Source organism: Sphingopyxis sp., from assembly GCF_965227415.1.
GTDB lineage: Bacteria > Pseudomonadota > Alphaproteobacteria > Sphingomonadales > Sphingomonadaceae > Sphingopyxis.
In genome coordinates this window covers 3,566,360-3,591,250 of sequence record NZ_OZ245749.1, presented here as the reverse complement: position 1 = coordinate 3,591,250, position 24,891 = coordinate 3,566,360, and the positions used below count along the sequence as shown (strand labels likewise).

General features: G+C 63.8%; 28 protein-coding genes. 16 read left to right on the top strand and 12 right to left on the bottom strand.

Annotated elements, in window-relative coordinates; all coding sequences use genetic code 11:
- The first annotated feature begins 61 nt into the window (after positions 1–61).
- The 9 genes from ACO055_RS17490 to ACO055_RS17450 all read left to right on the top strand — a co-directional run bounded on the left by ACO055_RS17490 (position 62) and on the right by ACO055_RS17450 (position 10,578).
- The gene (locus ACO055_RS17490; RefSeq protein ID WP_422060114.1) at positions 62–1,108 is read left to right on the top strand and encodes a CHASE2 domain-containing protein; all 1,047 of its coding nucleotides are present in this window, start codon (positions 62–64) and stop codon (positions 1,106–1,108) included.
- Complete coding sequence (locus ACO055_RS17485; protein WP_422062491.1) at positions 1,005–2,354, top strand: EAL domain-containing protein; 1,350 nt, start codon at positions 1,005–1,007, stop codon at positions 2,352–2,354. The genes ACO055_RS17490 and ACO055_RS17485 overlap by 104 nt, the downstream gene beginning before the upstream one ends.
- A gap of 655 nt (positions 2,355–3,009) precedes the next feature.
- Entirely contained in the window at positions 3,010–4,956 is a 1,947-nt protein-coding gene (locus tag ACO055_RS17480; RefSeq protein ID WP_422060112.1) for a ribonucleoside-diphosphate reductase subunit alpha, read from the top strand.
- A gap of 1 nt (position 4,957) precedes the next feature.
- Positions 4,958–5,779 (top strand): FkbM family methyltransferase, encoded by an 822-nt coding sequence (locus tag ACO055_RS17475; RefSeq protein WP_422060111.1) that lies wholly within the window; start codon positions 4,958–4,960, stop codon positions 5,777–5,779.
- Positions 5,780–5,982: 203 nt separating this feature from the next.
- On the top strand, positions 5,983–6,981 hold the full coding sequence (locus ACO055_RS17470) for an acyltransferase family protein (RefSeq protein ID WP_422060110.1): 999 nt from the start codon (positions 5,983–5,985) through the stop codon (positions 6,979–6,981).
- Between the two features lie 98 nt (positions 6,982–7,079).
- A complete protein-coding gene (locus tag ACO055_RS17465; protein WP_422060109.1) occupies positions 7,080–8,144 on the top strand; it encodes a ribonucleotide-diphosphate reductase subunit beta in 1,065 nt (354 codons plus the stop codon).
- A 125-nt stretch (positions 8,145–8,269) separates the two neighbouring features.
- The gene (locus ACO055_RS17460) at positions 8,270–8,494 is read left to right on the top strand and encodes a hypothetical protein (protein ID WP_422060108.1); all 225 of its coding nucleotides are present in this window, start codon (positions 8,270–8,272) and stop codon (positions 8,492–8,494) included.
- Positions 8,495–8,726: 232 nt separating this feature from the next.
- Positions 8,727–9,791, top strand: a complete 1,065-nt coding sequence (locus tag ACO055_RS17455) for an AAA family ATPase (RefSeq protein WP_422060107.1) — start codon at positions 8,727–8,729, stop codon at positions 9,789–9,791.
- Positions 9,792–9,897: 106 nt separating this feature from the next.
- A complete protein-coding gene (locus ACO055_RS17450) occupies positions 9,898–10,578 on the top strand; it encodes a hypothetical protein (protein WP_422060106.1) in 681 nt (226 codons plus the stop codon).
- A gap of 56 nt (positions 10,579–10,634) precedes the next feature.
- Here the strand turns inward: ACO055_RS17450 and ACO055_RS17445 are convergent, their stop codons facing one another.
- The gene (locus ACO055_RS17445) at positions 10,635–11,141 is read right to left on the bottom strand and encodes a hypothetical protein (protein WP_422060105.1); all 507 of its coding nucleotides are present in this window, start codon (positions 11,139–11,141) and stop codon (positions 10,635–10,637) included.
- Between the two features lie 113 nt (positions 11,142–11,254).
- Between ACO055_RS17445 and ACO055_RS17440 the strand changes: the two genes are divergently transcribed.
- On the top strand, positions 11,255–11,791 hold the full coding sequence (locus tag ACO055_RS17440; protein WP_422060104.1) for a DUF4440 domain-containing protein: 537 nt from the start codon (positions 11,255–11,257) through the stop codon (positions 11,789–11,791).
- Positions 11,792–11,936: 145 nt separating this feature from the next.
- Here the strand turns inward: ACO055_RS17440 and ACO055_RS17435 are convergent, their stop codons facing one another.
- Entirely contained in the window at positions 11,937–12,176 is a 240-nt protein-coding gene (locus tag ACO055_RS17435) for a DUF2171 domain-containing protein (protein ID WP_422062490.1), read from the bottom strand.
- Between the two features lie 142 nt (positions 12,177–12,318).
- Here ACO055_RS17435 and ACO055_RS17430 point away from each other — a divergent pair, with 142 nt between their 5' ends.
- Entirely contained in the window at positions 12,319–12,984 is a 666-nt protein-coding gene (locus ACO055_RS17430) for a hypothetical protein (RefSeq protein ID WP_422060103.1), read from the top strand.
- 3 nt (positions 12,985–12,987) lie between these two features.
- Here ACO055_RS17430 and ACO055_RS17425 read toward each other — a convergent pair whose 3' ends face one another.
- The 5 genes from ACO055_RS17425 to mnmA all read right to left on the bottom strand — a co-directional run bounded on the left by ACO055_RS17425 (position 12,988) and on the right by mnmA (position 15,941).
- Complete coding sequence (locus tag ACO055_RS17425; RefSeq protein WP_422060102.1) at positions 12,988–13,299, bottom strand: hypothetical protein; 312 nt, start codon at positions 13,297–13,299, stop codon at positions 12,988–12,990.
- Between the two features lie 54 nt (positions 13,300–13,353).
- Positions 13,354–14,040 (bottom strand): DsbA family oxidoreductase, encoded by a 687-nt coding sequence (locus ACO055_RS17420; RefSeq protein WP_422060101.1) that lies wholly within the window; start codon positions 14,038–14,040, stop codon positions 13,354–13,356.
- Between the two features lie 41 nt (positions 14,041–14,081).
- Positions 14,082–14,222, bottom strand: coding sequence for a hypothetical protein (locus tag ACO055_RS17415; protein WP_422060100.1), 141 nt, complete (start codon positions 14,220–14,222; stop codon positions 14,082–14,084).
- Between the two features lie 97 nt (positions 14,223–14,319).
- On the bottom strand, positions 14,320–14,739 hold the full coding sequence (locus tag ACO055_RS17410; protein WP_422060099.1) for a hypothetical protein: 420 nt from the start codon (positions 14,737–14,739) through the stop codon (positions 14,320–14,322).
- A gap of 53 nt (positions 14,740–14,792) precedes the next feature.
- Positions 14,793–15,941 carry a tRNA 2-thiouridine(34) synthase MnmA gene (mnmA, locus tag ACO055_RS17405; protein ID WP_422060098.1) on the bottom strand — a complete coding sequence of 383 codons (1,149 nt, stop codon included), beginning with the start codon at positions 15,939–15,941 and terminating at the stop codon, positions 14,793–14,795.
- Positions 15,942–16,073: 132 nt separating this feature from the next.
- On the opposite strand from mnmA, the gene ACO055_RS17400 reads away from it, so the two are divergent.
- Together ACO055_RS17400 and ACO055_RS17395 are read left to right on the top strand one after the other, a co-directional pair.
- Positions 16,074–16,457 carry a hypothetical protein gene (locus tag ACO055_RS17400; RefSeq protein WP_422060097.1) on the top strand — a complete coding sequence of 128 codons (384 nt, stop codon included), beginning with the start codon at positions 16,074–16,076 and terminating at the stop codon, positions 16,455–16,457.
- 2 nt (positions 16,458–16,459) lie between these two features.
- Complete coding sequence (locus tag ACO055_RS17395) at positions 16,460–16,759, top strand: DUF1153 domain-containing protein (protein ID WP_422060096.1); 300 nt, start codon at positions 16,460–16,462, stop codon at positions 16,757–16,759.
- A gap of 77 nt (positions 16,760–16,836) precedes the next feature.
- On the opposite strand, the gene ACO055_RS17390 is transcribed toward ACO055_RS17395, so the two are convergent.
- Positions 16,837–17,862, bottom strand: a complete 1,026-nt coding sequence (locus ACO055_RS17390) for an amidohydrolase family protein (RefSeq protein ID WP_422060095.1) — start codon at positions 17,860–17,862, stop codon at positions 16,837–16,839.
- Between the two features lie 153 nt (positions 17,863–18,015).
- On the opposite strand from ACO055_RS17390, the gene ACO055_RS17385 reads away from it, so the two are divergent.
- Positions 18,016–18,294, top strand: a complete 279-nt coding sequence (locus tag ACO055_RS17385; RefSeq protein WP_422060094.1) for a hypothetical protein — start codon at positions 18,016–18,018, stop codon at positions 18,292–18,294.
- 217 nt (positions 18,295–18,511) lie between these two features.
- Here ACO055_RS17385 and ACO055_RS17380 read toward each other — a convergent pair whose 3' ends face one another.
- Positions 18,512–19,123, bottom strand: a complete 612-nt coding sequence (locus ACO055_RS17380; protein WP_422060093.1) for a GNAT family N-acetyltransferase — start codon at positions 19,121–19,123, stop codon at positions 18,512–18,514.
- 192 nt (positions 19,124–19,315) lie between these two features.
- Between ACO055_RS17380 and ACO055_RS17375 the strand changes: the two genes are divergently transcribed.
- Entirely contained in the window at positions 19,316–19,714 is a 399-nt protein-coding gene (locus ACO055_RS17375; RefSeq protein WP_422060092.1) for a helix-turn-helix domain-containing protein, read from the top strand.
- Between the two features lie 66 nt (positions 19,715–19,780).
- On the opposite strand, the gene lepA is transcribed toward ACO055_RS17375, so the two are convergent.
- On the bottom strand, positions 19,781–21,604 hold the full coding sequence (gene lepA, locus ACO055_RS17370; RefSeq protein ID WP_422060091.1) for a translation elongation factor 4: 1,824 nt from the start codon (positions 21,602–21,604) through the stop codon (positions 19,781–19,783).
- 471 nt (positions 21,605–22,075) lie between these two features.
- On the opposite strand from lepA, the gene ACO055_RS17365 reads away from it, so the two are divergent.
- Positions 22,076–22,723 (top strand): glutathione S-transferase family protein, encoded by a 648-nt coding sequence (locus ACO055_RS17365; protein WP_422060090.1) that lies wholly within the window; start codon positions 22,076–22,078, stop codon positions 22,721–22,723.
- On the opposite strand, the gene ACO055_RS17360 is transcribed toward ACO055_RS17365, so the two are convergent.
- A complete protein-coding gene (locus ACO055_RS17360) occupies positions 22,713–23,483 on the bottom strand; it encodes an NAD(P)-dependent oxidoreductase (protein WP_422060089.1) in 771 nt (256 codons plus the stop codon). The genes ACO055_RS17365 and ACO055_RS17360 overlap by 11 nt on opposite strands.
- 143 nt (positions 23,484–23,626) lie before the next feature.
- On the bottom strand, positions 23,627–24,886 hold the full coding sequence (gene lysA / locus ACO055_RS17355; RefSeq protein ID WP_422060088.1) for a diaminopimelate decarboxylase: 1,260 nt from the start codon (positions 24,884–24,886) through the stop codon (positions 23,627–23,629).
- Between the last annotated feature and the right edge of the window lie 5 nt (positions 24,887–24,891).

The following is a 24,891-nucleotide window of genomic DNA, read 5'->3' as shown; positions in this document are numbered from 1 at the left end:
GATTAACGCGATGCTAACCATCTGAATCTAGGAACGTCGACGCAATCTGGCGGAGACGTGCGTGCCCATCACGGCCAAGACCCTGATTATCAGTTGGCGAACGATCTGCCTGTCGCTTCTGCTCAGCGTGGCGGCGGGCCTGTCGTCGGTCGCCGAACCGATCGATCGCGTGATCGAAGCGGCGGTCGGCCGGCTGGCATGGCGGCCCGTGTCGGGCGAGATCGTCGTCGTCGCGCTCGACGACAAGACCATGGCCCAGGCCTCGCGCGGCGATTTTTCCGCCGCTCAGCACGCACGCGTCATCGACGCGGTCGACCGCGCCCGCGCCCGGCGGCTGTTCGTCGACTTCACCTACGAACGGCGCCAGAACGACCGCGACCTGCCGCTGCTGACCGGCGCGGTCAAGCGGATGAAGGACCGGATCGTGCTGGCCGCATCGGCGAAGTTGACGCCGGGAGACCGGATCGCGCTGGCCAATTTTCCGGGGCGGGCCTTTGGCGCCGACGCGCGGGTCGCCACCATCGGATGGAAATATGAATTCTGGCAGGTGTGGCGCATTCCGCTCGCCTTCGACATCGGGGGCCGGCTGATCCCCAGCTTCTCGTCGGAGCTCGCCAACCGCCCTCCGCACAGCGCGGGGGGTCTATGCGCTCGACTATTCGTACAACGTCGACACCATCACCACCTACAGCGCGAGCGACGTGATGTCGGGAAAGGTCGGCAGCCGCGAGCTTGCGGGCAAGGACGTGATTTTCGCAGCAACGTCGGCAACGTTCCAGGATACCCACTATCTTCCCGGCAACAACCGCGTGCCGGGGGCTTTCATCCATCTGATCGGGGCCGAAACGCTGAAACGCGGCGTGCCCGTCGATATCGGCTGGCTTCCCGGCTTTATCGTGGCATCGCTGGCGATGCTGACCGCCATGCTGTTCCGGCGCGCCCGCTGGTTCACCGTCGCCGCGGTATCGACGATCGGCGCGCTGATCGCCGTCAAGCTCGTCCTGATGATCTCGCTGGTCAGCCTGTCGATCGGCAGCGCCTGCTTCCTGGTCGCAGCGATCGGCACCAACGTATCGCGCACCCGCGGCCGCCGGTCGGCGCAGCATGAAAACCCCGTTTCGGGGCTGCCGAATTTCGAGGCGCTGCGCAGCCAGCCGCCGTTCGCCAGCGCGACCGTGATCGCTGCCAAGGTCGTCAATTTCGAGGATCTCGCCGCGTTCATCCCCGGCGACGGGATCGGCAAACTCGTCGAACAGGTCACCCGCCGCCTCCAGCTCGCGTCGCAGGGCACCATCTTGCATCATGATCTCGACGGCACCTTCGCGTGGCTCGTGCCCTATTACCAGCACAGCCAGATCGAGGGGCAGCTGGCGGGGCTCGCCGCGCTGTTCAACGCGCCGCTGACGATCGGCGAACTGCGTGTCGACGTCGCGATCGCGTTCGGCGTCAACGACGAATTCGAAGGCTCGAACGCACAGCGCCTCGCCGCAGCGCTCGTCGCGGCGGAAAAATCGATCCGCACCCGCACGCTGTGGACCAAATATGCGCCGCGCGAAAAGGACGACGCGGGCTGGCAGCTCTCTTTCCACTCGCAGCTCGAAGATGCGTTGACGGGCGGCGATATCTGGGTCGCGTTCCAGCCGCAGTACCAGATTTCCTCGCGCGAGCTGATCGGGGTCGAGGCGCTCGTGCGCTGGACGCACCCGACGCGCGGCCCGATTCCGCCCGACGAATTCATCGTCCAGGCCGAAAAGAGTCAGGACATCTATCGCCTGACCCTGTTCGTGATGGACCAGGCGATCCGTTCGGCGGCGCAGCTCCACGCGCAGGGCCACAATATTCACATGTCAGTGAACCTGTCGGCGACTTTGCTCGACCATAGCGACCTTGTCGGGACGATCCGCGTCATGCTCACGGCGCATCATCTGCGGCCCGAACTGCTGACGATCGAGATCACGGAAACCGCGCAGATCGAAAACAGCAGCCAGGCGCGCCAGACGCTGGCGCAGCTCCGCCGCGCCGGGGTTCGCCTGTCGATCGACGATTATGGCACCGGCCAGTCGAATCTCGAATATCTGACCGAGATCGAGGCCGACGAAATCAAGATCGACAAACGATTCGTGATGACGATGCGCGATTCGCAGCGGAACCTCGAAGTTGTCAAATCGACGATCGACCTCGCGCATCGCCTGGGTGCCGTCGCCGTCGCCGAAGGCATTGAAGATGCACCGACACTTGCGCTGCTCGAACAATTGGGCTGCGACGTCGGCCAGGGTTATCTGCTTGGAAAACCCCAGCTATTTTCAGAGCTGCAACAGAACCTCACCTCCTCTTCCCACAGCCGATCCGCCTAACAGCCAAAGTGGCGGCAATTGTCGCAGGGATTTATAGTTAAGACTCGATTTACCTTGTTTATTAAGGTATATGCTCCGTTAACTGTCCTGCGTAGACAGTGACCACAGGAGATCTGAAATGGGTTGGTTTTGGAAATTCCTGGGCGGTGGCGGCGTCGGTAACGGCGGCGCTTCGGCCTAATCGGGAATAGAATTCAAAGGGGCTCCGGACATCGTCTGGGGCCCTTTTTCTTTGCCTGCCGTAAGCCCCGATATGCCGCCTGCGGAGCGGCATTTTTTTCGGCTCGATGATGCATCGGGCCAAGGCCCGCGGAAATGCGCGCGATCGTGCCGAACGGCGCCCCCGACAAGCGACGAGACGAATCAAAATATCGACGAACCGAGTCGCCGAACTGTCATTTACCGTCTTGCGTCCCGGCACAGACGTGGCACTATAGGTGGTGGGTAAGCCAATGGGGGGCCCCAAGAAATAGTGTTTGGCCAAAAGTGGCGGATTTCCGTCGTCCATCCCATATGGACACGGGAAAGAGCTTTTTGCGCCCAAAAATATGTCCCCCGGACGGATGATTAGATGCTAAGACCGGGGCTTCGTCTCGAGTCGAACAAGACAGGAACATACGCGTCATTGGCGCGTGGCAATTCGGGGGCGAGCTAGATGGATTTTCGTGAGACGGAACGGGTGGAGACGAGCGACGTGGCGACGGTGGAACTGACGAAGACCGAGGCTCCGGCCGCTTCCGAATCGAAGAGCGAGGCGCCGGTGGATTCGGCAGCGAAGCTCAATGATTCGGGCGAGGCAAAAGTGCATGCGCGCCGATTCGATATCGTCGTCGATCGCAGCCGCGATTCGCTGCTCACCGATTTCGGCAAGGAAACGCTCGAAGACCGCTATCTGCTTCCCGGCGAATCCTATCAGGACCTCTTCGCGCGCGTCGCCGACGCCTATGCCGACGATCAGGATCACGCCCAGCGCCTGTACGACTATATCTCGAAACTGTGGTTCATGCCCGCCACGCCCGTTCTCTCGAACGGCGGCACCGGCCGCGGCCTGCCGATCAGCTGCTACCTCAACTCGGTCGACGACAGCCTCGAGGGCATCGTCGGCACGTGGAACGAGAATGTCTGGCTCGCGAGCCGCGGCGGCGGCATCGGCACCTATTGGGGCGCGGTGCGCGGCATCGGCGAACCCGTCGGCCTCAACGGCAAGACCAGCGGCATCATCCCCTTCGTCCGCGTGATGGACAGCCTGACGCTCGCGATCTCGCAGGGTTCGCTCCGCCGCGGCTCGGCCGCCTGCTATCTCGACGTCTCGCATCCCGAGATCGAGGAGTTTCTCGAGGTCCGCAAACCCTCGGGCGATTTCAACCGCAAGGCGCTCAACCTTCACCACGGCGTCCTCATCACCGACGAGTTCATGGAAGCCGTCCGCGACGGCAAGGAATTCGATCTGCGCAGCCCCAAGGACCAGAGCGTCCGCGGCACCGTCGACGCGCGCAGCCTGTTCCAGAAGCTCGTCGAGACGCGCCTCGCGACCGGCGAGCCCTACATCATCTTCATCGACCAGGTGAACCGCATGATGCCCAAGCATCACCGCGACCTGGGCCTCAAGGTCACCACCTCGAACCTCTGCAGCGAAATCACGCTGCCCACCGGCCGCGACCATCTCGGCAATGATCGCACCGCGGTCTGCTGCCTCTCGTCGCTCAACCTCGAAACCTGGGACGAGTGGAACGGCGACAAGCTCTTCATCGAAGACGTGATGCGCATGCTCGACAATGTCCTGCAGGATTATATCGACCGCGCGCCGCCCGAAATGGCGCGCGCCAAATACAGCGCCAGCCGCGAACGCTCGGTCGGCCTTGGCGTGATGGGCTTTCACAGCTTCCTTCAGGCGCGCGGCCTGCCCTTCGAAGGCGCGATGGCGAAATCGTCGAACCTGCGCGTCTTCAAGCATATCCGCGCGCAGGTCGACCAGGCGTCGATGCTGCTCGCCAAGGAACGCGGCCCCTGCCCCGACGCGGCCGATCAGGGCGTGATGGAACGCTTCAGCTGCAAGATGGCAATCGCGCCGACCGCGTCGATCAGCATCATCTGCGGCGGTACCAGCGCGTGCATCGAGCCGATCCCGGCGAACATCTATACGCACAAGACGCTCTCGGGCAGCTTCTCGATCCGCAACCCGCACCTCGAAGCATTGCTCGTCGACAAGGCGAAGAACAGCGACGCCGTGTGGAACACGATCCTCGAACGCGGCGGCAGCGTCCAGCACCTCGACTTCCTGACGCAGGACGAGAAGGACTGCTACAAGACCAGCTTCGAGATCGACCAGCGCTGGCTGCTCGAACTCGCCGCCGACCGCACGCCATACATCGATCAGGCGGCCTCGCTGAACCTGTTCATCCCCGCCGATGTCGAAAAGTGGGACCTGCTCATGCTCCACTATCGCGCGTGGGAACTCGGCATCAAATCGCTCTATTACCTGCGGTCCAAATCGGTCCAGCGCGCCGGCTTCGCGGGCGGGGTCGAGGCCGACAACACCGCCGAGGCGCCGGTGTACGAGCTGCAGACCACCGACTATGACGAGTGTCTGGCTTGCCAGTAAAATGCAGTCTGCCGGCCGCCCCGATCATGTTGCGAGCCCGTCGAAACGCGCACGCTACAGCCGCCGCATGAGCGTAAAGTCGCTTTTGCGTGCGGCGCAAAGCAGCGCGCCGTGGATTCGGCCGCTCAAGTTCGAAGCGTATAATTTCGCGACCCGGACCTTTGGCTGGCACATCGAGCCGGAGTTTCATCTGCTGTCGCGCATCGGCGATGTATCGCTTGCGCTCGACGTCGGCGGCAATTGGGGGCAAAGCATCGAGGCTCTGAAGCGCACCATCCCTGGTGCCCGGATCATCAGCTTCGAGCCCAATCCGCTGCTCGCCGGCCGGCTGGACGAAAAATTTGCCGGCGATGCGGCCGTGACGGTGGAACGCTATGCGCTGGCGGTCACGGCGGGGCGGTTCACGCTCTATATCCCCACGTATCGCGGCTATATTTACGACGGGCTGGCCTCGCTGTCGCGCGAAGAAGCGGAAAACTGGTTCACGCGGGAACGTTTCGCCGGTTTCGACCCGACAAAGCTGACGATCGACGCCGTGGACGTGGAGACGCGGACATTGGATTCGCTGGGTTTTGCGCCCGATGTCATCAAGGTCGATGTGCAGGGCGCGGAATCGTTGATGGTGCAGGGCGGCGCTCGAACGCTGGAGACTTGCCGTCCCACAGTGATCATGGAGGCGCCGGACGAGGCCCTGGTCGATCGCCTCGGCCGCATCGGACTCAACGCCTATTATTATGACGGCAACGCGCTGCTCGACTGGCGCAAGAATACGAACAATGTGATTTTCCTGAGCGAAGAGCATCGCTTCAGGGTCGGACTTTAAAACCCGCGATCGCGCCGCGTGGCGCAGCAAATCGGCGACCGGAGCAACGCATGCCTCTTCCACAAGCCAGCAAGACCAACCGGCACCCGGAATCGCTGCGGGCGGGCGACCTCTGTGCGCGGCCGAATATCGGCGTCATATCCGACCATGCGACCGGAATCTTGGTCTCGAAGCATGGTCTGTGATGGATATTTGGCGCGCCCATGAGCAGCGCGACCGATCCCGCAAAGCCGGTGGAGCAGGCGAGGCACCGCGAACAGTGGCTGGATGTCGCGCGCGGGCTGGGCATTATCCTGATGGTGCACGGCCATATCGTGAATGGCCTGGCTGCAGCCGAACTGCTGGGCGGCAACTGGCTGTATGTGAACTTCATAATCTATTGTTTTCACATGCCGATGTTCTTCGTGATATCGGGCATAACCGCCGCGCACGGGCTGGAACGCGGGCGATGGGCCTTTCTCCGTCCCAAGCTGTGGACCGTCGTCTATCCCTATTTCCTCTGGTCGATCCTTCAGCTGATGGCGAAGTTTGCGGTGGGCGGCGCGGTCAATCATCCCGTGGGGTTCGACGACCTGCTCGCGATTCCGTGGAAGCCGGTCGAGCAATTCTGGTTTCTCTACGCGCTTGCGCTTTGCCATCTGTTCGCGGCGTTCGTGCCGCGCAAGCTGCTGGCGCCGGCCGCGGCGATCGCCTTCGCGCTGTCGTTCGTGATGTCGGGGTGGAGCTTTCGCGCGGGCGCTCATTATATTCCCTTTTACGCGGCGGGCCTGCTCTTCAGTGCGGCGTTGCTTCGGTGGCGGCCCCGCACGCTGTGGCTGCTCAGCTGGGCTGGGCTGATCGTGCTGGGCACCATCGTGTGGAATATTCCCGACGGCTACACGTCGATTCCGGCACGGATCGCGGGGATTTTCGGCATCGTCGGCACCTTCACGCTCGCGAAACTCGCGGCGGGACGCTGGCAGGATATCTTCGTCTGGCTGGGCCAGCGATCGATGACGATATTCGTGCTGCATGTCTTTACCGGAGCGGGCATCCGGATCGTCCTGCTCAAGCTCGGCGTTACCGATGCCGTGCTGCATTATGGCGCGGGGATGATCGCCGGACTGGGCCTGTCGGTGCTGGCGCACATCCTGTTCGAAAGACTGGGACTGCTGCGGTGGCTCGGCCTTGCGCCGCTGGCCCGAAAGCGCGCGGCCGCATGATCCGCCTGCCCTCTGCATCCGCGTCGCAAGCGCTCGACCATTTGCGTGCGCTCGGTACCGATTTCGTCTATTCTACTCATTCAGCCTGGAGACTCTAAATGCCCCTTCTGGAAGCCCGCAAGACCTACAAGCCCTTCGAATATCCGTGGGCCTATGACTTCTGGAAGCGCCAGCAGCAGATCCACTGGGTTCCGGAGGAAGTGCCGCTGGGCGAGGATTGCCGCGACTGGGCGCAAAAGATCAGCGATCACGAGCGCAACCTGCTCACGCAGATTTTCCGCTTCTTCACCCAGGCCGATATCGAGGTGCAGGATTGCTACCACGATAAATATGGCCGCGTGTTCAAGCCGACCGAAATCAAGATGATGCTGACCGCGTTCAGCAACATGGAAACCGTGCACATCGCGGCCTACAGCCACCTGCTCGACACGATCGGCATGCCCGAAAGCGAGTATGGCATGTTCCTCGAATATGACGAGATGCGCGCCAAGCACGACTATATGCAGCAGTTCGGCGTCGACAATGACGAGGATATCGCGCGCACGCTCGCGATGTTCGGCGGCTTTACCGAAGGCTTGCAGCTCTTCGCCAGCTTCGCGATGCTGATGAACTTCCCGCGCTTCAACAAGATGAAGGGCATGGGCCAGATCGTCAGCTGGTCGATCCGCGACGAGAGCCTGCACTGCGAAGGCATCATCAAGCTGTTCCACGCCTTCACCAAGGAACGCGACTGCCTGACCAAGGCGGTGAAGGAAGACATCATCGACACCTGCCAGAAAACGGTGCGGCTCGAGGATGCGTTCATCGACCTCGCGTTCGAACAGGGCCCCGTCCCCGGCATGACGCCCAAGGAGATCAAGCGCTATATCCGCTACATCGCCGACTGGCGCCTCGGGCAGCTCGGCTTCGCGCCGATCTACATGATCGAGGAGCACCCGCTCCCCTGGCTCGCCCCGCTGCTCAACGGCGTCGAGCATGCCAATTTCTTCGAAACGCGCGCGACCGAATATAGCAAGGGCGCGACGCGCGGCGAGTGGAACAATGTCTGGTCCAGCTTCGACAACCGCAAGAAAGCCAAGGCGAACGACGACGGCGCGCCCGTCATCACCGCCGAAACCGACGGCGACGACATGTTCAAACAAGCCGGCATCGCCGCAGAATAAGCGGACGTTTAAACCCCTCCCGCAAGAGGGAGGGGCAGCGAGACTTACGGGCTTGCCCGTTAGTCGCAGCGGGGAGGGCACGAAGCGCCACCCCGCCGCGACCCAGATAAATCAAGGCCAACCAAATGACCGAAAAACAGAAACTCCTGATCCTCAGCCAGCCGCAGCGTTCAACGCTGGAGGGCCTGTCGAACCGCCGCCCCCAACTCCCCACCGACCCGATCCGCGACGAACTCGTGACGCTGGGCCTGGTGGTGAAACAGGGCGCGAAATGGGCATTGACGCCGCAAGGCAAGAAGGTGCTTGCGGCGAGCTCGAACCGGCGGAACTCGGGCGGGTTTTCGGTTTGAGGGTGTGAATAAGAATACCGCTCGCTAAAAACGCTGGAAGCGAGCGCATCAATAATTTCGTTGAGACAAAGATCGCGGCGAAATAGGGAGAATGAATGCTTCGATCGATTAGCCTTACCAATTTTCGTGGATTCTCTGAGCACCGCATTCTCGGAACGAATTTTCGCTATTAATTCGCGAAGGTAGATTCACTTCTGAGATTTCCTGGCATGGCCATGGCTTGCAAGCTTGGATGCAGACCGCATGGTTTTTATCCAGAGTATCTAAATCCGCGACGATCGTACTAGATGAGCCAGACGTCTATCTGCACGCCGACTTGCAAAGAAAATTGATTAAAGTGATCGAATCGATGGATTTTAAACAATCCATCATCGCAACGCATTCGTCTGAGATAATTTCAGACGTTCCGTTTTCAAACGTAATAGTTGTACAAAAGAAAGATAAAATTTCTAAATCTGCTACTAACTCTGAGCAAATCCAAGAATGCTTGATAAGAATGGGTAGCTTACATAGCATCCAATTAGCGAAAATTGTGCAGCAAGGATTGGTCCTTCTAGTTGAAGGTGATGACAAACCATTCCTGTCAGATATTGCGTACAAGCTTGGACCACAAAAATTTGATCATTTTGCGCGGTTGGCAATTCAGGATATCGGAGGAAAAGCTAATTGGAAGGAAGCTCTTGGAGCCTCCAAAGCGCTTTATGACGCGTCTTCCGGCAGCATTCGTACAGCCCTGCTTCTCGACAGGGACTACATGACTACGGACGAGGTCAAGAAATATCAATCCTTGTCTATCGATTCGAAATTAATACTGAAAATATGGAGGAAGAAAGAGATTGAGAACTATTTTATAATTCCAAAAGCTATCTCCAGACTAATTTGCGATAGAGATGGATCGAATCCTTCGGATATCGAAGTAAAAATAGAGAAGATTATTTCCGGAATAGAAGATAAAATTAAATCTGAAACGGTTCTTAGATTTGCACAAGAAATACGGGAAAAAGATAAGAAATTAGGGATTTTGAAAGCGAACGAACTCGCGGAAGACGTCGTAAATCGACGCCTTGATTCCGGACAGACTATTCGCGACATGCATGGCGGGAAGAAGTTTTTCGCGAAACTATCCGCACAATTGCAGGTGGAGTTTGGTACCAGCGTTTCTGCGCTCGCTGTTTGCAAAGAGGCAAAGCTGAACGAGTTGTGCAATGAAGTTAGAGAATTCGTTGGTGCACTCTGCGGCAGCACAAAGGTGGAGCCGGGAACATTCGATATAGTGTTTGAGGGATCGAACGCCTGAGGCGTGAACCTAATCCCCGCCCCTCGCACCCCCCAAAATCCTATTTCGCACACCCCACCGCAAAAACCGCTGTCCTACATTATCCGCCTATGCTCCAAGCTGGCAGATGAGCCACATCACCCCCATCCCCTCGCCCGACCTGGCCCCCGCGCTCGACGCGCACGGTCACGACCCTGCCGCGTACAATTGGGTGCCGGTGCTGAAAAAGCGCCGCAAGGACGGCTGGTCGCCCGACAAACAGCGCGCCTTTATCGAGACGCTGGCCGACACCGGCTCGGTCGCCACCGCCGCGCAGACGGTCGGCATGTCCGAATCCTCCGCCTATCGCCTGCGCCGTGCGCCGGGGGCGGAGGCGTTCGACCGCGCCTGGTCGGCCGCGATCGACGTGGCGTCGAAGAAATTGCTCGACGCGGCCTTCGAACGTGCGCTGGTCGGCACCGACGAGCCGGTGTTCGACCGCGAGGGCCACCGCGTCGGCCGCCGCCTGCGTCAAAGCGACCGGCTACTGATGTTCCTGCTGCGCGCCTATGGCCCCGACCGGTTTCGCGACGCCGGTCCCGACCGCATCACCGCCCCCGCCGCCGTTCCGGTGGCCGAGGCGCTGGTCCATCTGCACCCCGCACCGCCCGCCGCGCCCGAAGCGTTGATGGCGCCGGACGATCTCGCGGTGGCGCTGGAAGTTGCCGATCTGTGCGACGGGACGCTGCCGCCCTGGTATCGCGACGACCGCGACGAAGCGGTCACCGACGCTCTGGCGGTGCCGCTGCCCGATGCCGATGCGCGATGACCATAGGGCTGAACTTCACTGAACTTTGGACGCTGCCCGCGCGGCCCCCGCGCTCATCAATGCACCGACGCCGAAACCGGCACGCCCCCCGCTCGCGCGACAGCGAACATCACCGCATCGCGCACGACGTCGGGCCGCTCGGCCAACAGCGGCAGCGGCACCAGCGGCCGCGTCACTTCGCTGTCATCGTCGACGACCAGCCGCAGCGACGTCAGGCCGATGCCGCTGCGTTCGGTCACCACATCGCGGATCGCGCCGAGCGGCCACGACAGCGCGCTGCCGCGATACAGCCGCACCCCGTCGTGGAACACATATGCGTCGCGCTGGCGCCACAGCGCGAAGCAGGTCCAGAAACCCGACGCCGCGGCCAGCAGCACCGCCGTCACCACCGCATCGCCGAACAGGATGCTGCGCACCACCTGCCCCGCCCCGTCGGCGCGCACCGGCCATCCCTGGCGCAGCGCCAGCCCGGCGAAGAGCAGCGCGCACAGCAATTGCCCCGCGAGCAGCGGCTTCGCCTTCAGCCGCGCGATCACGACGATTTTCCGGTCCCATTGCGTCATCGCCTGCGTAGATAGGGATGGGGATCGCCGCGCGCCAGCCTTCGCCGCACCGGGCCGCTTGCTTCCACGCGGCATAACTGTATTGCTCGCTCAATACAGTTAGGAGACCCGTCATGCCATTTGCCCTCCTCATCGCCGCCGCGCTTTCCGCCGCGACGCCTGCCGCTCCGATGCCGACCGGCGATACGCTCGCCACCCGGATCGCCGACCAGGACGCCCGCCTGTTCTGGGCGGTGTTCGAGGGGTGCGATGCAAAGGCGCTGCCCGACCTGCTCGCCCCCGAATTCCGCATGATCCACGACAAGGGCGGCCTCGCCGAGGCGAGCCCCGCCGCGATGGTCGCCGATGTCGCCAAGAGCTGCGCGCGGCGGCAGGCCGGCGGCGACATGGCGGGGTACAGGAACCGCCGCCTGCTCGTCCCCGGATCGCGCACGATCCGCGCGATGGGCGACTGGGGCGCGCTCGAGGAGGCGGCGCATGTCTTCTTCGAATGGAATGCGAAGGAAGGCCGCTGGGACATGGTCGGCGGCGCGCACTATATGCACCTGTGGCAATGGATGCCCGCCGAGGGCCGTTTCCGGCTGTCGCAAAGCTACAGCTATGATCACGATGGCGCGGCACCCTATCCACCGCAGCTGCGCCAGCCTTGACGCATCGCGCACCGACGACCGGATTTGGCTCGTCGTGCCGCGGCGGCCAAGGAAATGGCCCGCCCCAGGGGAGGGAGCGGGCCAGTTTCAGTGCCGCGGCGCCGGATCGCACCGCGGCCGTCTGATTATTGGGTGGAGGCGCCGCTTATTCGGCTTCCTCGAACAGGTCGACCGCGTTCGCCGCGTTCGCCGACAGGCGAATCGTGTCGCCCTCGACTTCGGCGACCAGGCCGGCGGGGAGGTAGTGATGCTTGCCATCGCCGCTGTCGGTCTTGGTCAGCTTGATGCGCTCGCCATCGAGATGGTCGACGGTACCGACATGGACGCCGTCGGCGCCGATGACATTCATATGTTCCTTGATCGCGCTATGGTCATGCTCGGCCATCATCAGTCTCCTTTTCGCTCCGGGGGATGGAAGCGATGCCCTTCATACGCTCCAGCACCGAGTCGGCTCCATAGGCTTCGACAAAATGCCCCAAAGCCGCGCCCGCTTTCCAAGCCGGCGCCGCGGCGCTAGCGTTGCGGCCATGCGCACCCCCGCCCTGTTCGCCGCGTTGGCCCTTTTCGCCGCGCCGCTTCCCGCCGCCGCCTGTTCGGTCGCGAGCGGATATCGCATCCCCACCAATCTCGACCTTGTCGAGAGCGCCGACCTGATCCTGCTCGGCAAGGTGACGCCCGGCGACTTCGCGCCCGACAGCACGCCCGAACAGATGGTCTCGATCGAGCCGATCGAAGCGATCAAGGGCCGCATGCCCGCCGGCCCCGTCGCGCTGGCAGGTGGGATCGCATCGGGCGAAGACGCGATCCTCAGCAATCCTTACGATCTCAAATATGCGCATCCGCAAAGCTTCGCCGGCGCCTGTACCCGCTATATGTTCGCCGACGGCGCGCGTGTCCTGTTCTTCCTGAAGCGCAGCGACACCGGATGGCAGGGCGCGGGCGGGCCGTTCAGCCGCTGGGCCGAGGATGTGCTGACCGACGATGCGCCGTGGCTCCAGGCCGTCCGCTTCTATGCCGGGGTCGCCGCGCTGCCAAAGGCCGAGCGCGCCGCCGCGCTCGAACGGCAGCGCAGCTTATGGGGCGCCGAAGGCGGCGATCCCGTTGCACAGATCCTCGCCGCCGACGTCGATCGCCAGCTTGCGGGCCCGAACAAGCCGCTGCGCGAAGAATTGCCGCCGCCGCCGGGCGACTGACGCTCAGGGTGCGCCGCGCGGTTGGTCGTCCTCGATCCCGCTCTCGCCCAGTTCGCCATCCTCGTCGTCGTCGCTGCGTTCGCCGCGATAGGCATCCATGTCGATCCGGCCCGATCGTTCCATCTGGCGCATATGATCGACCAGGTCCTCGACGTCGTCGCTCTCGTCGCCCGACTTCACCTTTGTGCTGTCTTCGAGCGGGCGTTCGCGGCGCGCGGCTTCGGCAACGGTCTGCGCCTGCGCTTCCTCGTCTTCCTGCTCGCGGTTCAGCGCCTCGGGCGCTACGCTGTCGGTGTTGCGGCTAGTGTCGGCCATGACCGTCTCCTTTCAGGGATAGCCGGACAACGCGCCGCGCGGCACGCCCGTTCCTCAGGCCGCGGCGGCGAGCACCTTATTCTCGATCACGCGAATGAACACCTCCGGATCCTGCGCACCGGGGATCAGCATCCGCCCGCCCAGGATGAAGGCCGGGACCCCGGTCACATTTTGGTCGGTCCAATAGGCTTCTTCGGTCCGCACCATGTCGCCGAAGTCATCGCCCGCCAGGATCGCGCCAGCGCGGTCTGCGTCCAGCCCGACCGATGCGGCGATATCGGCCAGCACGTCATGGTCGCTGACATCGCGATTGTCGGTGAAATGCGCCCGGAACAGCGCAAGCTTCAGCGCGGTCTGCACGCCGGTCGCGCTGTCCTGTTCGGGCGCCTCGAGCGCGCCTGCCCAGGTCAGCAACCGGTGCGCATCGAAACTGTTGCGCATCCGGAACGTCGGCCCGCGGTTGAACGCAAAGCCAAGCTCTTCGGCGATGCCGCTCATCTTGCCGCTGTTCGCGCGGCTCTGTTCGGCGCTGATGCCATATTTGCGCATCACATGGCTCGCGGCGTCTTCGCCCTCGGCCGACATGTCGGGGTTCAGTTCAAAGGGGTGCCACTGCACGCGAAAGCCCAGGCGCCCCGCGAAATGCGCCATCACCTTCTCGAACTTCAGCCAGCCGATGATGCACCAGGGGCACATCACGTCGGACACGATATCGACCGAAAGGCGTGGCATGTCGTTCATGGTGCGTTTCCTGCCGGCATGGCGTCGCCCTGCCCTCTCGATCAGTTCGACGGCGAGCGGCGATCCTTGCCTGTGCGGCGATCGCCCTGGCGCCGTTCGGGCCCGGTATATTCGGGATCGTCGGTTGCCCGCCGATCCGCTGCGCGCCGGTCTGCCGGTCGGCGCTTGTCGTCACCTGCCATATGCTTCTCCCCTCCACCACAAGGAAACAGAAGCGACCCGCGCGTCAGTAACTCACAATAATATCAAAAAACAAGCGAAGTGCGCATTCCCGCCGACTCAATGGACCGTGTCGACCGCAACCTCCGTCGCTGCGCCAAGGCGCGACAGCATCAACCAGCTCCCCAGCATCAGCGCGACCGACAGCGCCTCGATGATCATCGCCTGCATGATATTGCCGTCGACGATGTCGCCACTCGCCGCGCCGAACAGCCGGCCGATCAGCGCGGTGCCGTAAAGCGCCGCCGGAACCAGCAGCGCGCGTGTCCAGCCGGGCACCAGCGCCCCGATCACCGCACTGGCCGAAGAGACGAGGAAAAAGGCCGACAGGTCGGCCCGCAGCGTGTTCACGGCCACACCCTCTACGAGGATTCCGAACTGCTGCTGATACGAAGCCGGATCGACGAAGCCGGTGCCGCCGATGATCAGAAAAAGGAGCGCCCACAAGATAAGCGCGCCGCGCAGGACCCAGTTGATCATTCATCTTCTCCCATGTTGCCGCAAGGCTGCGGCATCGCAGAGAAAAGTTCAATCTATTCCGGCGCGAACGTCTCTTCGATCCAGCCGCCGCCCAGCACGCGGCTTTCGTCACCCGCATCATAGAGCACTGCGGCCTGTCCGGGGGCGACGCCATATTCGGGCGCCGTAAAGACCAGCCGGTCGCCATCCACAAACGCGGGTACCGGCTTGGCCATGCTGCGGACTTTCGCGAGCACGTCGCGTCCATCGACATCGGTGAGCCAGTTCGCTTCGCCGAGCCGTGCCGCCGCCACCGCGAGCGCCCGCCTTGGCCCCACGACCACGCGCCTCGCTTCGGCCTCCAGCCGCACCACATACAAAGGTTCGGCCTGTCCGCCGATCTCGATCCCGCGGCGCTGGCCGACCGTATAGTGGATCAGCCCCTTGTGCACGCCGAGCACCGCGCCATCGACATGGACGATCTCGCCCTTGTCGTCCGCCTCGGGCCGCAGCTTCTTGACCAGCGTTGCATAGTCGCCATCGGGGACAAAGCAGATGTCCTGGCTGTCGGGCTTTCCCGCGACGCCGAGCCTCAGGTCGCGCGCAATCTCGCGCACGACGCTCTTTTCAATTCCGCCGAGCGGGAAGCGCAAAAAATCTAGCTGATCCTGCGTCGTCGCGAACAGGAAATAGCTCTGGTCACGCGCCGGATCGACCGCGCGGTGCAGCTCGGCTCCGCCGGGCCCCATCACGCGGCGAACATAATGGCCCGTCGCCAGACAGTCGGCGCCAAGATCCTTCGCGAGTTTGAACAGGTCGGTGAACTTCACACCCATATTGCAGCGGACGCAGGGGATCGGCGTGCGGCCCGCAAGATACTCGTCGGCGAACTGATCGATCACCGTATCGCGAAAGCGGCTTTCATGGTCGTGGACATGATGCGCAAAGCCCAGCCGGTCGGCGACCGCGCGCGCGTCCTTTATATCCTGACCCGCACAGCACGCGCCAACACGCTTAGCCTTGGCGCCATGATCATAAAGCTGCAGCGTCACGCCGATCACTTCGGCGCCCGATCGCGCGGCGAGCGCAGCGACCACGCTCGAATCGACTCCGCCCGACATCGCCACGACGATTCGGCGGTCCTTCATCGGTCCGCTTAACTGAAAATCGGCCTGCGCATCGGCAGCGGGAGTGGAAATCGTCTCGATCATGGTCGGCGCCATCTAGGGATGTGCACCCGAAAATGCCAGCTTTTCCGCGCCGCCCGTCAAGATATTGACGCCGGTTAAGCTTCGCTAACAGGTACTGAAACGGGCATTTACGGGACCTTAGGCCCTCTGCACTAGACCGGCAGCATGAACGCTAACCCGTCAAATCTTCCGCACCCTACCGGCGCGGCCGGCCTGTCGAGCCCCGGCTTCGACATTTTGCTGGCGGTATCGAAGGCGCGGCAGGCAGCGCTGCCGACGGTGCGGATGCTGCGCGCAGAAGCGACTCGCAAGGTTCACGCCGAGCGCATTAACGCGCTCAGCCATTTCCTTGCCTCCGCTGCGGCTGCGACAGAGCATAATGCCGCGCGGCCGGTCCGCTTCTTCGATTTGTCCGACGAAGCGAACGATCTGCCGGAAACTATGAATAGCCTGTTTACCAGAGGGTTTCAGCCGATGTTGAACTCCGCTGATATAGAGCCTTGGGGGTCGGTCCAACCGATCCCCCACGACGAAGACAATATGGAATGAACATGATCGAGAATCAGAAAATCCGGCCTGCTCAGGTTATCGGTCCGCTCGGCGAACCGCTGACGATCGACTCACTGCCGCCGCCGACGACGACCCGCTGGGTCGTGCGCCGCAAGGCCGAAGTCGTCGCTGCGGTCAACGGCGGCTTGCTGACCGTCGACGAAGTGTGCGAACGCTATGGCCTGACGCTCGAAGAGTTCGCCGGCTGGCAGCGGTCGATCGACCGCAGCGGGATGCCGGGCCTGCGCGTCACGCGTATCCAGCACTACCGCGACCTCTATGAGCGCCAGCAGCGCTTCTAAACGAGGACGCACCTCAAAGGGTCATGAAGAGGGCGCCTGCGGGCGCCCTCTTTTTTTGCCGGCCGCATGCCGTCGCATCAGCGTCGATGGTGCGCGGAGATCTGGGCTTCGGTCAGCCGCAGGAAGCGCGCGGCATTGTTATAGAATATGTTGCTCTTCTGCTGCGCCGTCAGGAACGGCGCTTCGTCGATGGCCTGAACCGACGCTGCAATGACGCCCGGCCAGATCATCTGATCCGATCCGAACATGATCCGATCGCCGTAACCAGCCTCGACCAATTCGCGCAGGAAAGCATAGAAAGCAGGCCTCGGCTCGGTGTAAACGATCGAGCCGATATCCACATAGACCTGAGGATAGCTGAACAGCAGCGCGCGCGTCCGTTCGGCCATCGGATAACCGGCATGCATGATCGACAGGCGCAGCTTCGGATGCCGGACCAATACCGGCTCCAGCAGCAGCGGATCGCCCAAGCCGACGCGATATCCGCCGTCGGCATAAGGTTGCCCAGGCTCGCCAGGCCCCATATGAATGGCCACCGGAACATCCAGCTCTTCGGCAAGCGCCCAGAGCGGCTCCATGCGCGTATCGTCGGGTGCCACGCCTTCATACTGCGCCATGACCTCGCCGATGACGCTGAGTCGGCCCTGCGCGTGGAGCCGGCGCAAGTCGTCGATCGTGCGAACGCCGACGTGGCGGGAACCCGGCGTCGCCGCAAGTCGATAGTCGACCGCCTGAAAGACGCGCGTCGGCGCCGCCGCATGCCACCGGTCGACCATCTCCGGTTCGCCGCTGATCACGCCATAGATGTTGAAGCGCTCCATCGCGGCGATCGTATCGCGCAGGACCTGATCGTCGGACGTCGCCGCTTGGACAGGGCTGTCGCACGGCTCGGCGTCGAAGGTCATGCCTTCATAGACTCCGTTTTCGGGATCCGATCGGGGCATGATTTGAAACGGCGTACACATGGGCGGCGGGTTGTCGCCGGCATATCGCGCCGCACGCGCATGCAGGTGCATGTCGATGATGGGCTCGTGCTGCTGCGGCGGCGGCTGCGCCGACGCCGGTGCGGTGGCTAGCGCTGCAACGATGAGCAAGCGACGCATCGGCACTCCCTTCAAGACGGGCCTGTGGACGCATAGAGGCAGGCGCGCCATCGCGCAGCGAACACCAGCAATTTCCACAATCTGGTCCGTTCATGCAACCCTCGCGTTCACCCCGCGTTAAGCGCTCAAGTCAATTTTTGGAGAGACACTGATATGCGCAAGACGATCATTGCCCTTACCGCCGCTTCGGCCCTCGCCCTCGGCGCTTGCCAGAGCAAACAGGCCGACCAGGTCGAAGACCAGGCCGAAGCCAAGGCCGACGTCATCGACGCGCAGGCCGACGCGATGCCCGAAGGTGCCGCCAAGGAAGCGACCGAAGCCAAGGCCGACGCCGTCGAAGCCGCTGGCGAGGAAAAGGCCAACGCGATCGACGACAATGGCGAGATCGCTCCGTCGGAAGTCGGCAAGACTGCTGATCCGGCCAAGAAATAAGACCCGTTTCCGGGTCGCGGAAAGGGCGCTGAAGCGATGCTTCGGCGCCCTTTTTGCGTGTGTGAACAATTTTTCGATTTTGTGATGTCTGTCACCGCGGCGTCTCATCGTCCCGGCTAGAGCATCGGGCGTGGGGAAGCGATGCTCAGGCTGCAGCCCTTACACTCTCCCGCCGCGGGAAGCGACCCCCCGCGGCGGGAGAGACCAGCCCTTCGCCTCATGCCCCGAGCTGATCGAGGACATCCTGGACCCCGCGCGCGCCGCGATCGGTGCGCAGCGCCGCGAGCGCGCCGGCGACGTCTAGGCAATATTCGGCGACGCCCGCGCTCTCGCTTGTCCATACCCCGCCCAGCGCATGCACCAGCGCGACCGCCGCACGGTTCTCCGACAAGGTGTGGACGTCGAGCCCGGTCAGCCCTTCGGCCAGGCAGTCGACGAGCAGCGCCGCGGTCATCATCCGCGCCAGCCCCTTTCCGTGGAATTCGTCGAGCACCGCGACCGAATATTCGCCGACGCGGCCGCCGTCGCCGTGCCGCACCGCATGCACCGCGCCGATCGCGGGTGCGCCCGGACAGTCGCTGCAGATAGCGCCCCAGGCAATATGGTCGTGCCCGTCGACCGCGACCAGCCGTTCGACCACCGCATCGGGCAGCGCCGGCGCGGGCGAGAAGAACCGCAGATAACGCGATTCGGCCGACAGTTTCGCGATCCCCTCGCGCAGCAGGGCCTCGTCGTCGGGCGTGATCGTGCGCAGGCACACCGGCGTCCCGTCGCTCAGCGCGCTATGCACGACGATGCCGTCGAGCGGCCTGGCGCAGGCATGGACCACGGGCGTGCTCCCTTTTCCGCCGCGTCATCGCAGCGGAGCGCGCAGGCTAACCCGCAGCGGCGCGCCGCGCAACCGCGCGCAGCGCCGGCTCGTCCACCCGACAAAATGACAACTTATGTGAAATGTTGAAAGTCGCGGGTGCCCAGAGCGGCATAGACGGGGGAACCAACAACAAACAGATCGGTCGCCCCCTTGCACAATAGCCCCCTGTCCCCGACCACGCCTGGCGCCACGCCGCTGGACACTATCATCCTACCCGAAGGGATCGCGCTGGAACCCGGCGACGAAACGTTCGGCGAGCGCCTTACCCGCCTGCGCAAGGCCGCCGGAATGACGCAGGCCGGCCTCGCCGATCGGCTCGGCGTCAGCATGACGGCGATCTGCTATTGGGAGCAGGATCGATCGCGGCCGAAGCACGAACGGATCGAGGCGCTCGCCGCCGCGCTCGACGCGACCCCAGGCGCGCTGCTCGAACCCGCCCGCGCCCCGGCGTCGCAGAATTTCCAGCACCTTGTCGCCCGCGCCCGCATCGAAATCGCCAACGCCGCCGGCATCGCCCCGGCAAAGGTCAAGATCGTCATCGAGATTTGACCAGTCGGCTTCAGCACCGGTCTTCGGTGCGCTTGTCCCTGTCCGAATTTGACGGAGCCGGGCCGCCTAGGCATCATCCCCCATCCGCAGCGCGGCGATAAACGCCTCCTGCGGGATGTTGACGTTGCCATACTCGCGCATCCGCTTCTTGCCCTCTTTCTGCTTTTCCAGCAGCTTCTTCTTGCGCGTCGCGTCGCCGCCGTAGCATTTGGCGGTCACGTCCTTGCGCAGCGCGGCGATGGTTTCGCGGGCGATCACCTTGCCGCCGATCGCGGCCTGGATCGGGATCTTGAACATGTGGCGCGGGATCAGGTCCTTCAGCCGCTCGCACATGCCGCGGCCGCGCGTTTCGGCGGTGCCGCGGTGGACGATCATGGAGAGGGCGTCGACCGGCTCGTTGTTGACGAGGATGCTCATCTTGACGAGGTCGCCGGGGCGGTGGCCGATCTGGTGATAGTCGAAGCTGGCGTAACCGCGGCTGATGCTCTTCAGCCGGTCATAGAAATCGAACACGACTTCGTTGAGCGGCAGTTCATAGGTGATCTGCGCGCGGCCGCCCACATAGGTCAGATTCTTCTGCACCCCGCGGCGGTCCTGGCACAGCTTCAGGATCGGGCCGAGATATTCGTCGGGGACGTAGATCACCGCCTCGATCCACGGCTCCTCGATCTCGTCGATACGGTTCGGGTCGGGCATGTCGGCGGGGTTGTGGAGCTCGATCTCCTTCGCCGCCTCATTCTTGGTATGACCCAGCTTCAGCTTGTACACGACGCTGGGCGCGGTGGTGATCAGGTCGAGATCATATTCGCGGGTCAGCCGCTCCTGAATGATCTCGAGGTGGAGCAGGCCGAGGAAGCCGCACCGGAAGCCGAAGCCGAGCGCCGCGCTGCTTTCCATCTCGAAGCTGAAGCTGGCGTCGTTGAGGCGGAGCTTCTGGATGCTCTCGCGCAGTTTCTCGAAGTCGTTCGCGTCGGTCGGGAACATGCCGCAGAAGACGACGGGCTGGACTTCCTTGAACCCCGGCAGCGCCTGCGCCGCGGGCTTTTTGGCGTCGGTCACCGTGTCGCCGACGCGCGCCTGTGCGACGTCCTTGATCTGTGCGGTGATGAAACCGATCTCGCCGGGGCCAAGCTCGGTAAGCTGCTCGATCTTTGGCGTGAAACAGCCGACGCGGTCGATCAGATGCGTCGTGCCCGCCTGCATGAACTTGATCTGCTGGCCCTTTTTCAGGACGCCGTCGATCACGCGGATCAGGATGACGACGCCGAGATACGGGTCGTACCAGCTGTCGACGAGCATCGCGACGAGCGGCGCGTCGGCGTCGCCCTTTGGCGGCGGGATGCGCGTGACGATCGCCTCGAGCGCTTCCTCGATGCCGATGCCGGCCTTTGCGCTGGCGAGCACCGCGTCGTCGGCGGGCAGCCCGATGATATCCTCGATCTCGGCCTTCACCTTGTCGACGTCGGCGGCGGGCAGATCGATCTTGTTGATCACCGGCACGATCTCGTGATCATGCTCGATCGACTGATACACGTTCGCGAGCGTCTGCGCCTCGACCCCCTGCGCCGCGTCGACGACGAGCAGCGCGCCCTCGCACGCCGCAAGCGACCGCGACACTTCATAGGCGAAGTCGACATGGCCCGGCGTGTCCATCAGGTTGAGCTCATAGGTCTCGCCGTCGTGCGCCTTGTACGACAGGCGCACCGTCTGCGCCTTGATCGTGATCCCGCGCTCTTTCTCGATGTCCATATTATCGAGGACCTGCGCCGACATTTCACGCGCGGTGAGCCCGCCGGTGAACTGGATCAGCCGGTCGGCAAGCGTCGACTTGCCATGATCGATATGAGCAATGATCGAGAAATTACGGATGTGGGAGAGAGGCGTGGTCATGCGGGGCGCACTAGCAGGGGTTTGCGGCGCTGTCAGCAGCCTCTTAAAGCCACAAAAGCCCCGCATGTGCGGGTCGGTTCTGGGGCCTTTGTGGCTTTAGGCCGAACCAGCCCCCCAAAGGTCGCGAAGACCCGCCGCAGCAGACGGCGCGATTGCGGATCCAAAGTTCAGGAAAGTTCAGCCCTGCGAAACAGTTTTGCCGCGCGAGCAAGGCGCGAACGGTCGCGCCCTGGTTGCGGGAACGGACAGCAGATATTGACGGTATCAAAGAGCCAAAACGGAGGCTCGCATAGCGGGATAATGTAGGAAAGGAGTTTTTCGCGTGGAGGGGCGAGGGCCGAAAACCGCCGCACGATAGAGTTTGTCGGCGACGATATCGGCTCGCCGTGGTTCCGGACCGGGCCGAACGCAGGCGATTGACGCGCGCGGTGGCGCGTCCGAAACAGGGCTTTCGCGCAACGGAGCTTTGCCATGTCCCCTGTCATCACTGTCTTTGAAGCATCGCCCGACCAGGGCGAGGGGATGGCGCGGGATATGCCGGTGCGCTGGGCGTTCGAGGAGGTCGGGCAGCCCTATGACGTCCGGCTCGTCTCGTTCGCGGCGATGAAGGCGGCGGCGCACCGCGCGTTGCAGCCGTTCGGGCAGATTCCGACCTTTGAGGACGATGGCCTGGTGCTGTTCGAATCGGGGGCGATCGTGCTGCATATTGCCGAGGGGCATGCGGGGCTGTTGCCCGCGGATGCCGACGGCCGGGCGCGCGCCATCGCGTGGATGTTTGCCGCGATCGGCACGGTCGAGCCGGTCGTCGTCGAACGCGAAGCCGCCTGGTTCAACGAGCGCGACAAGCCGTGGTACGACGAGCGCGTGGCCGCGATTGCGGATCGCATCCGCGCCCGGCTGACCGATCTGTCGCGGCGGCTGGGCGAGGCCGACTGGCTCGACGGAGACTTCAGCGCGGGCGATTTGCTGATGATATCGGTGCTGCGCCGGATCGAGGACACGCCGCTGCTCGGCGAATATCCGACCCTTGCCGCCTATGTGGCGCGCGGCAAGGCGCGGCCGGCGTTCCAGCGCGCGTTCGATGCGCAATATGCGGTGTTTCTGGCCTCTAAGGGCTGAGCGGTTCGAGCCAGATCGAGAGGCCTTTGGGCGGATCGGCCGGCGGCGCATCGGCAAGGTGGCGCACGGCATCGGCGCGCGCGCGGTCGAGGATCGCAGCCGCGACGCCCGGCGGATGAAAGATATGGTCGGCCTCGCCGAGCAGGCGCGCGGCGCGGAGCGTGAGGTCGTCGGGGTCGGCGCCGGTCAGGCGGATTACCTCGAGGCGCGACGCGGCGGTCGGGGCGTCGCCAGCCAGCCAGCTTTCGACCTTGTCCGCGGCGGCGTCGGCGAGGGGATCGAGCGCGCCGCCGCTCGCCAGCGCGGCGTCGATCGCACGGCGGCGGTCGGCAGCAGCGGGCCAGCGCGCCTTCAGCGCGGGGCGAGCGGCGTGGAGCGCCGACGCGAGCGCGCCGAGACGCGCCGGGAGCAAAGCCTCGATCCGCTGGCGCACCGCCTTGGCGAGGCCCGCCGAGGCGCCGCCGGTGCCGATCGCGATCGTCACCGGGGCGCGGTCGACGATCGCGGGCGTGGTGAAATCGCAAAGGTCGGGGCGGTCGACGACGTTGACGAGCAGCCCGCGCGCGCGCAGTCCCGCCGCCGCCGCTTCGGCGCCGTCGTCCAGCGCGACGAAGGCCAGGCTGGCGCCCACTTCCCATTCGGTAACGATCCGCCCGCCGGCGCGCACGATGAGCCGCGCCTTGGCGTCGGCGGCCTCCCCCTCCCCGACCAGAACGACGGTGCGGCCATCGAGGTTCAGGAAGATGGGGAGTTGGTGCATCGAATTCGCCCCTTTGTTCGTCATGCCGGACTCGATCCGGCATCCCCGGACCCTGCCGCGCCGTTGGCCCATGGACCCCCGATCAAGCCCGGGGTGACGAAGAAAGGATAACGCCGCCGCGCATTCGCGCAATGACGCTTCGCTCAGTCGATCCAGTCGGGAACGCGTTCGGCGGCCATGATCGTGCTCGCCGCGATGCGGTCGGCGACCTTGACGTAGCGGTCGCCGTCGACGAGCACCTCGGGAACCAGGCTGCGGCTGTTGTATGTCGATGCCATCGTCGCGCCATAGGCGCCCGCGGTACGGAAGACCGCGAGGTCGCCCGATTCGACCGTGTCGATGACGCGGTCGCGCGCGAAGGTGTCGCCGGTCTCGCACACCGGGCCGACGATCGACGCGGTCATCTTGTCGCCCGTCGGCCTTACCGCGACAAAGTCGTGATACGCGTCATAGAGCGCCGGGCGCGCGAGGTCGTTCATCGCGGCATCGACGATCACGAAGGGGTTGGTCGCGCCAGGCTTGACCCAGAGCACCTCGGTGAGGAGCACGCCGGTGTTGCCCGCGATCACGCGGCCGGGCTCGAACATCAGGGTGACGTCCCAATCGCTGGTCACGCGCGCGACCATCGCGCCATATTCGGCGGGCGATGGCGGATTATCCTCGGCGCGGTAGGGGACGCCGAGGCCGCCGCCGAGATCGACGTGGGTGATGCTGTGCCCCGCGGCGCGAAGGTCGGCGACGAGGCGGCCGACGCGTTCAAAAGCGGCCTCGAGCGGGTCGAGGCTGGTGAGCTGGCTGCCGATGTGGACCGCGACGCCGCGCATCTGCAAACCCGGCAGCGCCGCGAGGCGGCCGAAGATTTCGGGCGCGGCGTCGATGCCGACGCCGAACTTGTTCTCGGCCTTGCCGGTCGAGATCTTGGCATGCGTTCCCGCATCGACGTCGGGATTGACGCGCAGCACGGCGCGCGCGGTCGTCTCGCGGGCAAGCGCGATCGCGGCGAGCGCGACCCCTTCGGGTTCATGCTCGATGTTGAACTGGCCGATACCGCGGTCGAGTCCCTGCGCCAGCTCGGCGCGCGTCTTGCCGACCCCGGAAAAGACGATGTCTTCGGGCGCCATGCCCGCCGCGAGCGCGCGTTCGAGCTCGCCGCCCGACACGACATCGGCGCCATAGCCCTGCCGCGCGAGGACGCGGAGCACGCCGAGGTTGGGGTTGCACTTGATCGCAAAGGCGAGGTGCTTTCTGGGCACATCCTTCAGCCCGTCGCGAAACGCCTGCGCGTGGCGTTCGAGCGTCGCGCGCGAATAGACATAGACGGGCGTGCCGATTTCCTCGGCAATGCGTGACAGCGGAATATCTTCGGCGTGCATCACGCCGTCTCGAATTTCAAAGTGATTCATTGGTC